Annotated in this window: 13 protein-coding genes; 5 read left to right on the top strand and 8 right to left on the bottom strand. The window is 70.6% G+C overall.

Translation table 11 applies throughout. The features are described from left to right. Nucleotides 1-8: 8 nt before the first annotated feature. Genes OG266_RS41270 through OG266_RS41260 form a run of 3 tightly spaced genes read right to left on the bottom strand, consistent with a single transcriptional unit; the run spans nucleotide 9 to nucleotide 2,376 of the window. Nucleotides 9-692, bottom strand: a complete 684-nt coding sequence (locus OG266_RS41270) for a response regulator (RefSeq protein WP_371552023.1) — start codon at nucleotides 690-692, stop codon at nucleotides 9-11. Further along, the gene (locus OG266_RS41265) at nucleotides 689-1,837 is read right to left on the bottom strand and encodes a sensor histidine kinase (protein ID WP_371552022.1); all 1,149 of its coding nucleotides are present in this window, start codon (nucleotides 1,835-1,837) and stop codon (nucleotides 689-691) included. Before OG266_RS41265 ends, OG266_RS41270 begins: the two co-directional genes overlap by 4 nt. A 20-nt stretch (nucleotides 1,838-1,857) precedes the next feature. Continuing rightward, complete coding sequence (locus OG266_RS41260; RefSeq protein WP_371552021.1) at nucleotides 1,858-2,376, bottom strand: hypothetical protein; 519 nt, start codon at nucleotides 2,374-2,376, stop codon at nucleotides 1,858-1,860. Nucleotides 2,377-2,629: 253 nt separating this feature from the next. Between OG266_RS41260 and OG266_RS41255 the strand changes: the two genes are divergently transcribed. Then, a complete protein-coding gene (locus OG266_RS41255) occupies nucleotides 2,630-3,160 on the top strand; it encodes a hypothetical protein (protein ID WP_371552020.1) in 531 nt (176 codons plus the stop codon). Nucleotides 3,161-3,304: 144 nt separating this feature from the next. Here the strand turns inward: OG266_RS41255 and OG266_RS41250 are convergent, their stop codons facing one another. Together OG266_RS41250 and OG266_RS41245 are read right to left on the bottom strand one after the other, a co-directional pair. Further along, entirely contained in the window at nucleotides 3,305-4,345 is a 1,041-nt protein-coding gene (locus tag OG266_RS41250) for an NUDIX domain-containing protein (RefSeq protein WP_329549178.1), read from the bottom strand. Between the two features lie 133 nt (nucleotides 4,346-4,478). After that, a complete protein-coding gene (locus OG266_RS41245; protein WP_266469553.1) occupies nucleotides 4,479-4,670 on the bottom strand; it encodes a hypothetical protein in 192 nt (63 codons plus the stop codon). Between the two features lie 122 nt (nucleotides 4,671-4,792). Here OG266_RS41245 and OG266_RS41240 point away from each other — a divergent pair, with 122 nt between their 5' ends. Both OG266_RS41240 and OG266_RS41235 read left to right on the top strand, forming a co-directional pair. Then, the gene (locus OG266_RS41240) at nucleotides 4,793-5,257 is read left to right on the top strand and encodes an excalibur calcium-binding domain-containing protein (protein ID WP_371552019.1); all 465 of its coding nucleotides are present in this window, start codon (nucleotides 4,793-4,795) and stop codon (nucleotides 5,255-5,257) included. A 420-nt stretch (nucleotides 5,258-5,677) separates the two neighbouring features. Beyond that, nucleotides 5,678-7,711, top strand: coding sequence for an NPCBM/NEW2 domain-containing protein (locus tag OG266_RS41235; protein WP_371552018.1), 2,034 nt, complete (start codon nucleotides 5,678-5,680; stop codon nucleotides 7,709-7,711). Between the two features lie 23 nt (nucleotides 7,712-7,734). Here the strand turns inward: OG266_RS41235 and OG266_RS41230 are convergent, their stop codons facing one another. Continuing rightward, complete coding sequence (locus OG266_RS41230; RefSeq protein ID WP_371552017.1) at nucleotides 7,735-8,694, bottom strand: ROK family protein; 960 nt, start codon at nucleotides 8,692-8,694, stop codon at nucleotides 7,735-7,737. A 241-nt stretch (nucleotides 8,695-8,935) separates the two neighbouring features. On the opposite strand from OG266_RS41230, the gene OG266_RS41225 reads away from it, so the two are divergent. Further along, complete coding sequence (locus OG266_RS41225; RefSeq protein WP_326724929.1) at nucleotides 8,936-10,000, top strand: LacI family DNA-binding transcriptional regulator; 1,065 nt, start codon at nucleotides 8,936-8,938, stop codon at nucleotides 9,998-10,000. 3 nt (nucleotides 10,001-10,003) lie between these two features. Beyond that, on the top strand, nucleotides 10,004-10,759 hold the full coding sequence (locus OG266_RS41220; protein ID WP_371552016.1) for a hypothetical protein: 756 nt from the start codon (nucleotides 10,004-10,006) through the stop codon (nucleotides 10,757-10,759). Nucleotides 10,760-10,770: 11 nt separating this feature from the next. On the opposite strand, the gene OG266_RS41215 is transcribed toward OG266_RS41220, so the two are convergent. Both OG266_RS41215 and OG266_RS41210 read right to left on the bottom strand, forming a co-directional pair. Then, on the bottom strand, nucleotides 10,771-12,459 hold the full coding sequence (locus OG266_RS41215; protein WP_371552015.1) for a serine/threonine-protein kinase: 1,689 nt from the start codon (nucleotides 12,457-12,459) through the stop codon (nucleotides 10,771-10,773). Nucleotides 12,460-12,637: 178 nt separating this feature from the next. Beyond that, nucleotides 12,638-13,942 carry an aldolase/citrate lyase family protein gene (locus tag OG266_RS41210; RefSeq protein ID WP_371552014.1) on the bottom strand — a complete coding sequence of 435 codons (1,305 nt, stop codon included), beginning with the start codon at nucleotides 13,940-13,942 and terminating at the stop codon, nucleotides 12,638-12,640. Between the last annotated feature and the right edge of the window lie 89 nt (nucleotides 13,943-14,031).

Raw genomic sequence — 14,031 nt, 5'->3', positions numbered from 1 at the left:
CGGGGGCGTCAGCCCATGCCGTGGTCGCGGGCGTAGCGGGTCGCGGCGACGCGGTCGCGTGAGGCGGTCTTGGCGAAGATGCGGTTGATGTGGGTCTTGACCGTGTTGTTGCTCAGGAAGAGCGTCGTCGCGATCTCGGTGTTCGTCAGACCACGGGCGATGAGGGTGAGGATCTCCGCCTCGCGCTGGGTGAGGTGGTCGGGCGGTTCACGGTCGGCGGCGGGGACCGGGACCGTCTCGGGCGCGGCGGCGGCCGGCGGCGGGGTGGTCGCGGCCAGCAGTGTGGCCTGCACCTGGGGGTCGAGGACGGCGAGTCCGCTCGCGGCGCTGCGCAGCGTCTGGGCGATGTGCAGGCGGTCGGCGTCCTTGGTCAGGTAGCTGCGGGCCCCGGCGCGGAGCGTGTCCAGCACCGAGCGGTCGTCGGCGAACGTCGTCAGGACGACGATCGCCACTTCGGGGTGGTCCGCGGTGAGCCGCCGAGTGGTCTCGGTGCCGTCCATGACCGGCATGTGGAGATCGAGGAGGATGGCGTCGGGGCGGTGCTCGGCGACCAGCGCGAGGGCTTCCTCGCCGTTGGCGGCCGAGGCGACGACGTCGATGTCCGGCAACAGTCCGAGCATCAGGACGAGGCCCTCGCGGACGCTGGCCTGGTCGTCGGCGACGATCACCCGCAGCGGTCTCCCGGCGCTCATCGCGGCACCCTCGCGGTCACGGCCCAGCGTCCGCTCTCCGCTCCCGCGGAAAGGGCGCCGCCGAGCAGCAGCAGTCGTTCGCGCATCCCGGTGAGGCCGTAGCCGCCGTCGACGGTGTGGAAGGCCGGTCCGGCCGGGGAGTCGGTGAGCGGGTTGCCGATGGTGAGTGTCACGTCGTCGTCCTGGTAGCTCAGGAGCAGCGTCACCGGCTGGTGGGGCGCGTGCTTGGCGGTGTTGGTGAGCGACTCCTGAGCCGTACGCACCAGGGCCAGCGTCTGCTCCGGGGGCAGCGGGACCGGGTCGCCCTCGACGGTGAACTGTACGTCCGTGCTGTGCCGCTGCCGGTGCTCGGCCGCCATCTTGGCCAGCTCCTCGTCCAGTGGGACGGTGTCGGCGCGCAGGGCGTGCACGGCCCGGCGGGTCTCGGTGAGGCCGTCGGAGGCGATGCGCTGGGCGACGCCGAGGAGACCGGCGGCCCGTTCGATGTCGCCGTGGTCGGTCAGCAGGGCGCGGGCCGCCTGGATCTGGATGCCGAGGGCGCCGAGCGAGTGGGCGAGCACGTCGTGGATCTCGCGGGCGATCCGGGTGCGCTCGTCGAGTACGGCCACCTGGCGCTGCTCGGCGCGGAGTTGCTCGACCTGGGCGAGCATCGCCGCGGCCTGCTCGGCCTGGACCCGGTAGGCACGGCGGTTGCGGCCACTGAGCAGGGCGACCAGCAGGATCAGCGGTGAGCCGAGCACTACGCCGGTGCCGGCCCCGGCGATCAGTGCGCCGATCTCGATGGCGAGCGCCCCGGCACCGGCGACCGCCCATCCCGCGAGCAGGGACGCTTCGCTGCCGGCGTCGAGCACGGCCAGTGCGGCGAGCGCGACCAGCGAGGTGGCGTCGGGCACTCCGGACGCGCCACCCGCGAGGACTGCGATCGCGCCGAGGAGGTAGGGCAGTGCGGGCGACGGCCGCCACCCGGCGTCCTCGCGGCCGCGGAGGTCGAGCACCGCCCAGGCACACATCAGCAGCCCGGTGAGGGCGAACGCGGTGACGGTGACAGGCAGCGCCACCGGCCCGAAGGACGACCAGCCGAAGATTCCCGTGCCCACCAGGACGTAGGCGCCCGCGCGAATGAGCCAGGAGATCTTGCGCAGCACACTCGAATGGTATCCGGACCTCAATTTTGACGCCCGAAGCGATTCCCCATGAAGACCTTGCCGTCCTTCTCCGGCGCGAAGGGCACACCCGAGGACAGCGCGCGCCGAGTGATCACGGCGGCCTGGCCGAGCCGGTTGACGCCCAGCATCAGCAGGATCGCTGCCGAGGATGCCGCGACATGGGCGTGCAGCTCGCTCGCGACGAGTGTGGTCAGCACCCGGGAGGCGATCAGAGCGCCCCACAGCCACAGACCGATGACGGGCAGTTGTCCCCACAGGGCGCCGCCGCGGTTCTCCAGCCGCATGACCGAGCCCTGGCCGGCGCCGATGCCCGCCGCGACCACCGCGCCGGCCACCAGGAGTCCGACGTCGGGCGCGGTGGGGTGCTCGCCGTGCCCGGAGAGCTGGTACACGCCGACGACCGCCAGGATCGCGGGCAGCAGCAGGACCCGCTTGCCGCGCAGCGGTTCGCCCGCGAGCTGGCGTCCGATCACCACCACCACGATGCCGATCACGGCCAGGACCACAAGCACGCTCATGACGACTCCTTCATCGGCTGCATTCGCTTCATCGACCGAGGCCGACGCTACGGAGACCGATCACAAGCGGCGTCACACCACGGCATGACCTGCGGGGTGACACGGGAGGGGCGTCCCCGCGACGGATCACCCCTCGGGTCACCCCCTGCTACGGCGACCCACGACCGGCGCCGGACGAGTGTGGTGACAGCGCGAAGCCACGCCGTACCGACCGGCCGAATCGGCCGCGTCCCGACCCTAGGACCGTGACGCCATGTCCACCCTCAGCCAAGCCATGCTCATCAACGGCCTCGTCCTCTTCGCCGTACTGGAAGCGGATCTGGGCTCGCACCGGAAGGTGGGTGCCTTCCGCATCCTGCGCCCGCTGCTGCTGGCCGCCGCGATCGTTCCGCTGTTCGCGAAGGGGCTGACCACGCACGGCGACGGCCTGACCCTGGAGATCGCCGCGGTCGTCGCGGGCCTGCTCGCCGGGCTGGCCGCCGTAAGCCTCATGCGTGTCTACAGCAGCCCGCGCACCGGCCGCCCGGTCACCCGGGCGGGGTCCGGCTACGCGTCCTTGTGGATCGTCGTGATCGGAGCGCGGGCCGCCTTCTCCTACGGCAGCGAGCACTGGTTCGGGACACAGCTCGGCCACTGGATGATCTCCCACCAGATCACCGTCGACGCCATCACGGACAGCCTGATCCTGATGGCCGTCGCGATGACACTGACCCGAACCCTTGGCCTGGCCACCCGCGCCTTCGGCACCCACCGGCTCGCGTCCGCCGGCGCGGCCCACAACTAGGACCTGTCCGGGCATCCGTCCCTGGACCCCCGCTTCCCGGGGGGTCCAGCGGTGCGTGGGACCCGTTGAGCGGCGAAGGAACTGCGCCGGCTCGGCAACTCCCGGCGCCAAGACGACACATGACGTCACCTCATGTCGACGAGGTCAGCCGACCGGAACCCCTGCCTCCAGGTACAACGCGGCTCCACGCTCCCGCGCCCGCAGCGCCCACCGCAGCCGTTCGTAACGCACCGGTGGCAGCAGATCCGCCGCCTCCTGTTCGCTGACGAAGCGCCAGTCCCGCAGTTCGGGGCCGGGAAGCAGCAGGCGCCGGACCGCCGCGTCGTCGAGCCGGCCGCCGTCGAAGAGAAGGCGCAGGCCGCCGAAGCCGGGCGGCGCGGGCGGCTCCCAGTCGACGACGAGCAGAGCGGGTACGTCGTCCAGTTGCAGGCCGGTCTCCTCGGCGACCTCGCGTATGCCCGCGCGCGCGGGCGCTTCGCCGGACTCGACGACGCCGCCGGGGAATTCCCAGCCCGCCTTGTACGTCGGGTCGACGAGCAGCACACGGTCCTGCTCGTCGAAGAGCAGCACCCCCGCGGCGACGGTCTCCGCGGTGGGTTCGGGGGTCTGCACGATCTCGCAGACGGGCGCGTCCCCGGTGTGTACGGCCTCGGCGATGCGCAGCGCGGCTTCGTACGGGGTGAGCGCGCCGGTGTCCACGGGGTGGGCGTCGGCGAGGAGCCAGGAGGCGAGTGCGGCGCGGTACGGCTCGATGTGGTCGTAGGACCACTGCCGCACCCGTATCTCACCGTCCGGCAGTTCCGGGGGCACCTCACGCCCCGCTATTCGCTTGCGCAGGATCGTTTCCGCCGGGGCGAGGAGCACATGTCGTACGGGGATCCGGCGCGCGGCGAGACCGCCGAAGATCTCATCCCGGTACTCCTGGCGCAGCAGGGTCATCGGAACCACGAGGACGCCGCCGAGTTCGGCGAGCATCGCCGCCGCGGTGTCGACCACCAGGCGCCGCCAGATCGGCAGGTCCCGGAAGTCGCCGACCTCGGCGAGGCGTTTGGGCGGCAGCAGCTGCGGGAGCGTGCCGCCGATGACCTCGGGGTCGAAGAGCGTGCTGTTCGGGATCAGCTCGATCAGTTCCCGTGCGGTGGTGGTCTTCCCCGCACCGAACGCACCGTTGATCCAGACGATCACGGTTCCCCCTCTTCTGTTGGCCCCCTGAGGCTTGCCCGCTTCACCCTGCCACGGAAACCAGCCCCTGATGAGGGGGCCGAAAGCACGGCGCCGGTGTCCCCGCCCAGGGACACCGGCGCCACGGATCGAACCCTCAGCTGTTGTGGCCCGGAGCGCCCTCGTGCGCGGCCAGGCTGTCGCTGCTGACGGTGTGGTCGAGGGTGCTGAGCGTGTCGTTGACGTCCAGGTTGTCCAGTACATCCGTGTCGGCATGGGACGGCGTGACCGCCGCGACGACGAATCCGGCAGCCAGGGAGGCAATGGCAAGCATGCTTCGCTTCTTCATGCCCGGTTCAACTACGAAGCAGGGCATGAGTAACGGGTGGGTCACGCAACGCCATCTCCGCACCATCCGGCACATCTCCAGCACTACCGTCATCCCCCTCGAATCATCCCAGGGGGGACGAGATGACCAACCCGTACACACCACCACCGTCAACCGCACCGGCCCGCATCGCTCCAGGCTGGGCGCGTAAACGTTTCGTCCTGCCGGCGCTCGCTCTGGCGCTCTTCCTCGGCATAGGCATCGGCGGCAGCGGAGACGACAAGGAGTCCGCGTCGGCCGATCCTCAGCCGACCGCCACGGTCACCGCCACCACGACAGCGACCGCCACCGCCACCGCGACCGAGACCGCAGACGCGAAGCCCGCCGCCACCGTGACGGTCCGGGCGACGACAACCGTGCGAACGACCGTCACCGCACAGCCCGCCGCCGACAGTGGCAACACGGACGACAGCAGTGGCGGGAGCGACGACGTGTACTACGAGAACTGCGCTGCCGCCCGCGCGGCGGGAGCCGCCCCCGTGCGGGCCGGAGATCCCGGCTACGGCCGCCACCTCGACCGTGACGGGGACGGCGTCGGCTGCGAGTGAGGGTGGGATCAGCCCTTCGCCTCCACGCGTCGTTGATGCCGTCGCGGTACCGCGTCCGAGGCGTTGGGCTCCACCGCGACTACGTTCGTGTTTCCGCCGGCCCCCTCGCCGCACGCAAGAGATTTAGCCGGGACATCCGATGTCCTGCCGCATCTTCGGGCAAGACGAGCCCCTACAACGAGGCCTGTGCCGCGCCTTTCTCCACCAGGTAGCAACCAACACAACCGAACGTGAGGGTCGGGCCTCACACCAAATCGGCGCCACGTCAAGGGTTTTGACGAGATATCGAACAACTGCCGTCACCCCGAGCGGGTCTTGCACTCCCTCTTCCAACAGAGTCAAACACGTCCTACCTTAAACGCGCAGCGATGACGCGAACATGACGTCATCCCATCTTTCGCGTGTTCGGAGGACGTAACGATGCGTCACCTTCACACCCGCACGGCCCGCCGAAGAGCGGTCGGAGCGTTCACCGCAGGACTGTTGTGCACGATCGGCCTCGCCGCGCCGGCCCTGGCCGCCCCGGCCGAGGACACCGTCTCCCCCACACTGGCCGAGGGCCTCGCCCTCACTCCGCCCATGGGCTTCAACAACTGGAACTCCACGCACTGCCGCGCCGAGTTCAACGAGGACATGGTCAAGGGGATCGCCGACATCTTCGTCGAGAAGGGCCTCAAGGACGCCGGGTACGAGTACGTCAACCTGGACGACTGCTGGGCCCTGCCTTCGCGCGACGCCAACGACAAGTTGGTGCCCGACCCCGCGCGATTCCCCAATGGGATCAAGGCAGTTGCCGACTACATCCACTCCAAGGGCCTGAAGCTCGGCATCTACACCAGCGCGGGCACGAAGACATGCAACGATGCAGGCTTCCCCGGCGCGCTCGGCCATGAGTACAGCGACGCCCAGCAGTTCGCGGACTGGGGTGTCGACTACCTCAAGTACGACAACTGCAACAACCAAGGCGTGGACGCCAAGTTGCGCTACAACACCATGCGTGACGCTCTCGCAGCCGCCTCCCAGTCAACAGGCCGCCCCATCGTCTACAGCATCTGCGAGTGGGGCGAGAACAAGCCCTGGGAATGGGCTTCGGACGTCGGACAGCTGTGGCGTACGACCGGTGACATCAGCGACAGTTGGGGCTCGATGCTGTCGATCCTCAAGCAGAACCTGCCACTGGCCCAGTACGCCGGTCCCGGGCACTGGAACGACCCGGACATGCTGGAGGTCGGCAACGGCGGCATGACCGACACCGAGTACCGCTCGCACTTCTCGATGTGGTCGATCATGGCCGCACCCCTCCTCATCGGCTCCGACCTGCGTACCGCGTCCGACGCGACCTTCGACATCCTCGACAACAAGGAGGTCATCGCGGTCGACCAGGACCCGCTGGGCAAGCAGGGCGTGGTGCTCTCCTCCGAGGGCGGGCGCTGGGTCGTCGCCAAGGAGATGAAGGACGGCAGCCGGACCGTGGCGCTGTTCAACGAGACCGGCAGCGCGCAGCGCATCGCCACGACCGCGGGGGCCGTGGGCCTGCCGCAGGCGGGCGCGTACACCCTGCGCGATCTGTGGCAGCACAAGAGCTACAACACCGCGGGCACGATCTCGGCGACCGTCCCGGCGCACGGCACGGTGCTCGTACGTGTCTCCACCGACGCCAAGTGGGCCAAGAACCCGCCCGCCGTCGAACTCGGCCTGGAAGGCAGCCTGTTGGCCGAGCCGGACAAATCCGTCGCGCTGACGTCGACGGTCACCGACCTGGGCCGTACGGCCGCCAAGCAGGTCTCCGTGAAGCTGAGCGGGCCCGAGGGATGGAAGGTCAAGGCGGCTTCGCCGACCACCGCGAGCGTCCTGCCGACGGGCCGGTCGCTGCGTACGTCGTGGAAGGTCACCGCGCCGGCGGGCACGGTCGCGGGCTCGTACGACCTGACAATGAAGGCGACTTACCGCTCGCCGACCGGTGTACGCGCCGAGAGTGTGCTTCCGCTGACCGCGTCCGTGGTCGTGGCGCCACCCTCGGGAGTCTCCTCTCTCGGGGACCTGCCATGGCTGTCGACGACCAATGGGTGGGGCCCAGTTGAACGCGACACCAGTAACGGTGAGAACGAGGCGAGAGACGGTAATCCGATCACCATCAACGGTGTCGTGTATGCCAAGGGGCTGGGCGTACACGCGGAGAGCACCGTCGAGTACTACACCGGCAAGGCGTGCGAGACCGTCACCGCGCAGGTGGGCGTCGACGACGAGGAGGGCGCCGACGGTTCCGTCGCGTTCGAGATCTGGGCGGACGGGACGAAGGTGGCCTCCACGGGCGTACTCACCAACGCCCAGGCCGCGCAGGCGATTTCGGCCGACGTGAGCGGTGCCGAGGTGGTGCGTCTCGTCGTCACCGACGGCGGAGACGGGATCACCTCGGACCACGGCGACTGGGCGGACGCGCAGCTCACCTGCTGACGCGCCGCTCAGCTGCTGACGGGTCAGCCACTCACGCCGGCGGCGGTCGTGCTCGCCCTACGGGTGAGCGCGGCCGCCGCCGCGCCGACCAGACCGGCGTCCGTGCCCATCAGCGCGGGCGTCACGGTCAGCCGCTGGACGAAGGACAGCGTCGCGTAGTCGGCCAGCGCCTTGCGCAGCGGTGCGAAGAGGACGTCCCCCGCTTTGCCCACTCCCCCGCCGATGACGGCGATGTCGATCTCGACGAGGGTCGCGGTCGCCGCGATGCCCGCCGCGAGCGCCTGGGCAGCGCGCTCGAAGGAGGCGGTGGCGACGGGGTCACCGGCGCGGGCCGCGGCGGCCACCGCGGCCGCCGAGGCGTCGCCGTCCGGACCGGGCTGCCAGCCGCCCTCCAGTGCGCGGCGGGCGATGTTCGGACCGCTCGCGATGCGCTCGACACAGCCCCGGGAACCGCAGGGGCAGGGGTCGCCGTCGAGGTCCACGCTGATGTGGCCGATGTGGCCCGCGTTGCCGGTGGGCCCCGGGTGCAGTTTTCCGCCCAGGACCAGTCCGCCACCGACTCCCGTCGAAACGACCATGCACAGCGCGTTGTCGTGCCCGCGCGCCGCGCCCTGCCAGTGCTCGGCCGCCGTGATGGCCACACCGTCGCCGATCAGCTCGATGGGCAGCCCGGCCGTGGCCGTACGGACCCGCTCGACCAGGGGGTAGTCGCGCCAGCCCGGCACGTTCACGGGACTCACCGTGCCCTCGGAGGCGTCCACGGGGCCCGCGCTGCCGATACCGACGGCGCCTGCCCTGCCCCACAGCGGGGAGAGGGTCAGCTCGCCGATCACGTCCTCGACGGCCCCCATCACGGTGTCGCCGTCCTCCTGCGCGGGCGTCGCGCGCTGCGCGCGGAGGAGAATCCGGCCGTGGCCGTCCACCAGCGCTCCGGCGATCTTGGTGCCGCCGATGTCGAGCGCGGCCACGAGGTCGGTGTGCATCAGTTTCAGATCTCCCAAGGAGGTGTCGAGTCGGACCCGCCGCGCTGCGGATCCGGATCCCCGGCCGAAAAACTGGACAGGACGACGCGCCCCTGGGGGAAGGCGCAGGCCGGAGAATGCGGTGGACAGTCTCTCCCGCATCTGACAACGTTGTCCAGGCTCTATGCTCGACGCCACATCCTCATACAACCCCATGGACCTGTGCATCCCCATCGACCATTCTCGTGGGCCAGTGCATCCCGTGGACGACAGGACAGGACAGCGCATCGTGGCAGAGACCGCCCGCCGATCCGAGAACCGTTACGGCAACCGTCCCACCATGAAGGACGTCGCGGCGCGTGCGGGGGTCGGCCTGAAGACGGTCTCGCGTGTGGTCAACGGCGAACCGGGGGTCACCCCGGACACCGAGCGCCGGGTCCAGGAGGCCATCGACGCGCTGGGCTTCCGCCGCAACGACAGCGCGCGGGTGCTGCGCAAGGGCAGCACCGCGAGCATCGGTCTCGTCCTGGAGGATCTCGCGGACCCGTTCTACGGGCCCCTGAGCCGGGCGGTCGAAGAGGTCGCCCGGGCGCATGGCGCGCTGCTGATCAACGGCTCCAGCGCCGAGGACCCGGACCGCGAGCAGGAGTTGGTCCTCGCCCTGTGCGCGCGCCGCGTGGACGGGCTCGTCGTGATTCCGGCCGGTGACGACCACCGCTATCTGGAGCCCGAGATAAAGGCGGGCGTCGCCACGGTGTTCGTGGACCGTCCGGCCGGGAAGATCGACGCCGACGCCGTGCTGTCCGACAGCTTCGGCGGGGCCCGCGACGGTGTCGCCCACCTCATCGCGCACGGCCACCGCCGGATCGGCTTCATCGGCGACATGCCCCGCATCCACACCGCCGCCGAGCGGCTGCGCGGCTACCGCGCCGCCATGGAGGACGCGGGGATACCGGTCGAGGACGCGTGGATGTCCCTGGGCGTCACCGATCCGCAGCGGGTGCGCAAGGCGGCCGAGGACATGCTCTCCGGCTCCTCCCCCGTCACCGCGATCTTCACCGGCAACAACCGCGTCACCGTGACGGTCGTCCGCGTCATCGCCGAGCGCGGCCGCCCGGTCGCCCTCGTCGGCTTCGACGACATCGAACTCGCCGACCTCCTCCAGCCCGGCGTCACCGTCGTCGCCCAGGACGCCGCCACCCTCGGCCGCACCGCCGCCGAACGCCTCTTCCGCCAGCTCGACGGCACCCTCATCACTCCGGAACGGATCCAGCTCCCGACCCGGCTGATCACCCGCGGCTCGGGCGAACTGCCGCCCGCGGACTGAGCCATGGCCGGCCCAGACCCTCGTACGCTCGAAGCACTCGGCCTCGCCGAAGCGCCCCGCGACCATCCGCTGAGCTATCCGGGAAAGTGGCCTCAGACGTCCGGACTCCTGGACGGCGACCGGCTGTTGCCCCTGAAGCGCCTGGTGTACGAGGACCGCGTCCCCGTGGTGGCCGTCGGTTCCAATGCCTGCCCCGCCCAACTCCGGCACAAGATGGCGGAGTTCGGGGTGTCCTCCCCGATCCCGATGGTGAAGGCGATGGTCACCGGTATCGGCGTCGGCGTCTCGGCCCACGTGAGCCTGACGGGATATGTGTCGGCGTCGCCGTTCCAAACACCTGGAACGGTGAGCGAGTTGTTCATCACCTGGCTCGACGCGGCCCAGCTCGCGGTCGTCGACGCGAGCGAGGGAGTCACGACGCCGACCGGTGCGTACGACCGTGCCCGGCTCTCCTCGGAGGACTTCCGGATCGAGCTGGAGTCCGGCGAACTCCTCCCCGGCGCGTACGTCTACGTCAACCGCCGCGGCGTCCTCCACGACGGCACCGGGACACCACGCGGGCATCCGGGCGAGCGTCCGCTGCTCACCTCTCTTCTCGCCGAATCACCGCGCCTGCGTGAGCTGTTCGGGGACACACCCGAGGAGTTCTGCGACCGGGCGCGCTTCGACAGGGCGCTCTGCGCGCGGGGCACGCGACTGTTCGCCGAGGAGCGACTCGCGACTGCTTCCGGCCTCGAAGGGTATGTACGGCCTCGCTGACCTCGACGGCCTCAGCAGACCGGAAGGCCCGGGAGCGGTGCGTCGTTGTCGCCGCCCTGGATGTAGACATCGCTGACGAAGACATCGGTGTTGCCGCTGTCGTCGTCGGTCCTGGCCCACCAGACGTTGGTCCACTCGCCGTAGGTCTCCCGGCGGCCCAGGTCCTGCTGGCAGTAGAAGTAGTTGGTGCCAGCGTTGAGGACGCCTGCCTCGGCGCCGGAGGCGGTGTAGGACTTGGCGGTGCGCCAGACCTGGCAGTTGTACTTGCCGCCGCCGATGGGGTCGCAGACCGGGGCGGCAGGGGTGGTCGGACTGCTTGAACCACTCCCGGTGGTACCACCGTCGGTGGAGCCTCCCGAGCCGTCGTCCGATGTGCCGCCGGTGCTACCCCCGTTGGCGGGGGCCTTCGAGGGCTCAGGAGTGGTCTCGGGTATGTAAGTGGGCTTCTTCTCTGGGGCCTTGGACTTCCCGTCTCCCTTTTCGGTCGGCTTGGCGTCGTCCGACAGGTCGACCGAGCCCCGGCTGGTGCCGTCGGAAGGGGCCGTCCCGCCGATGTGGGACGGCGTCGGGAGAGCCGCGGCGCCCGTGTCGTCCGGGCTGTTCAGCAGCGCGACGGTGAAGCCGGTCGCCGCGAGGACGACGATGACGGCCACGGCGGCGAGGAAAGCGCGGCCTCCTCGGCGGCGGGGCGCGGGAGAAGGGGCGACGGCGGCGAGGGCCACCGCCGGCGCGACGGGCACCGGCGGTCCGAATCCCGGCGGTACCGACGGGACACTCCGTTCCGTCGCCTCACGCGGCCGCGGCTCCGGCACCCTCAGTCCCGTCGTCGCGGAGTCCGCCCCGGGCGCTCCGGCGACCGCCTCCAACAGCTCGCGCGCCCGGTCCGCGTCCGGGCGTGCCTCCGGCTGCTTGTTCATGAGCTGCTGCAGGACGGGGCCCAGGGGACCGGCGAGCCGGGGTTCCGGCAGCGGCTCGACCACGATCGCGGTGAGCGTGGACCACGTCGACGTACGGCGGAAGGGGGACGATCCCTCCACGGCGGCGTACAGGGTCGCGCCGAGTGCCCAGACGTCCGACGCGGGGCCCGGGTCGTTCCCCTGGGCCCGCTCGGGCGCCAAGTAGTCCAGGGAGCCGACCAGTTCGCCGCTGCGGGTCAGGTGGGTGGTGGAGCCGTCACCGGGATCGTCCATCGTGGCGATGCCGAAGTCGGTGAGGACGACGCGGCCCGAGCGGTCGAGGAGGATGTTGCCCGGCTTCACGTCACGGTGCAGGACCCCTGCGCGGTGGGCGGCTGCCAGCGCGTCCATGACCTTGGCGCCGATGGAGGCCGCTTCGCGGGGGTCCAGGGTGCCGCGCTCGCGCAGGACGTCGTCCAGCGACGGGCCGTCCACCAGCTCCATGACGATGAGCGGGCGTCCGTCGACCTCCGCCACGTCGTGCACGGCTATGACTCCGGGGTGGCTCACCCGGGCGGCCGCGCGGGCCTCGCGCTGCATCCTCCGGCCCAGGTCGGCCAGTTCGGGCGCGGCGGCGTCGGTGTAGGTGCGGAGTTCCTTGACGGCTACCTCGCGGCCCAGGACTTCGTCCTGGGCTCGCCAGACGATGCCCATGCCGCCGCGGCCGAGTTGGGCCACGACGCGGTACCGGTCCGCCAGCAGTCGGCCTATGCCGTCCGGCTGTTCGTTCTCCCCCGAAGACACTGCTGCCCCGTTCCTGTGTCACGCCAGTGGATGGCGTCCACACTACGGGGCAGCAGTGACACCCAGTGCCTGGAGGCAGTCTCTGTGACGTGGTCGCTACGCGACCGGGGTCAACGGCCGTCGTATGGCTGCGGACCATCGTGGCTGGTCGCGCAGTTCCCCGCGCCCCTAGGAAGCTCTACTTGGCCGAGATTGTCAGATCTCCCCGCCTCGGCACCGCAAAACCCTCCAGGTCCGCCCGAGTCAGCCCCGTAACCCGCGCTACCTCAGCGATGTCGAGGGCTCCGCAGTCCAGGCCTCGCAGCAGGTAGCCGCTGAGGGCCTTGGCGGTGGCGGGTTCGTCCATGACGTCGCCGCCGGCCTGGTTGGCGTAGCGGGAGAGGCGGGCCGCGGCCTGTTCGAAGCCTTCGCGGTAGAAGGCGAAGACGGCCGCGTAGCGGGTCGGGATGTGGCCGGGGTGCATGTCCCAGCCCTGGTAGTAGGCGCGGGCGAGGGCGCGGCGGGTGAGGCCGTAATGCAGCCGCCAGGCGTCGTGGACCTTCTCCGTCGGGCCGACCGGGAGGACGTTGGTGGAGCCGTCGCAGACGCGTACGCCGGTGCCCGCGGCGGCGACCTGCATGATCGCCTTGGCGTGGTCGGCGGCGGGGTGGTCGCTGGCCTGGTAGGCGGCGCTGACGCCGAGGCAGGCGCTGTAGTCGAAGGTGCCGTAGTGCAGACCGGTGGCGCGGCCCTCGGCAGCCTGGATCATGCGGGCGACGGTCGCGGTGCCGTCGGCGGCGAGGATCGACTGGCTGGTCTCGATCTGGATCTCGAAGCCGATCCGCCCGGGCTCGAGACCGCGCGCCTTCTCGAACTCCTCGAGGAGCCGCACCATCGCGGTGACCTGCTCGGCGTACGTCACCTTCGGCAGCGTCAGGACGAGCCCGTCGGGAAGGCCCCCGACCTCCATCAGGCCGGTGAGGAAGATGTCGAGGGTGCGGATGCCGCGGTCGCGGACCGGGGCCTCCATGCACTTCATGCGGATGCCCATGTACGGGGCCGCCGTACCGTTCTCGTACGCCTCCGCGATCAGCCGGGCGGCGCGCGCCGCGGCCTCGTCCTCCTCGGCGTCCGGACGCGGGCCGTAGCCGTCCTCGAAGTCGACGCGCAGGTCCTCGATCGGTTCGCGCTCCAGTTTGGCCCGTACGCGGTCGTACACGGGCTTCGCGAGGTCGTCGGTAAGGCCGAGGACGGCGGCGAAGGAGGCGGCGTCCGGGGCGTGCTCGTCGAGGGCGGCGAGCGCCCGGTCGCCCCAGGAGCGGATGGTGTCGGCGGCGAACGCGTCGCCGGGCACGTAGACGGTGTGGACGGGCTGCCGGGTGCCCGGGTCTCCGGGGTAGCGGCGCTCCAACTCGGCGTCGACCGGGGCGAGGGAGGCGCTGATCTCCTCGCTGACGGCGCCCGCGAGGCTCGTCGCCACCTTCTCCTGCTGGCCCTGACCCATCCCGCACCCTCCAGTTTTCCGCACTGCGGAATCAACAATCCGTAGAACGAAGTTATCCGGGGACCTTCCCGCCGGTCAACACCCTCTTG

The organism is Streptomyces sp. NBC_00554 (assembly GCF_041431135.1).
Classification (GTDB): Bacteria; Actinomycetota; Actinomycetes; order Streptomycetales; family Streptomycetaceae; genus Streptomyces.
This window is presented reverse-complemented; position numbering and strand designations above follow the sequence as displayed.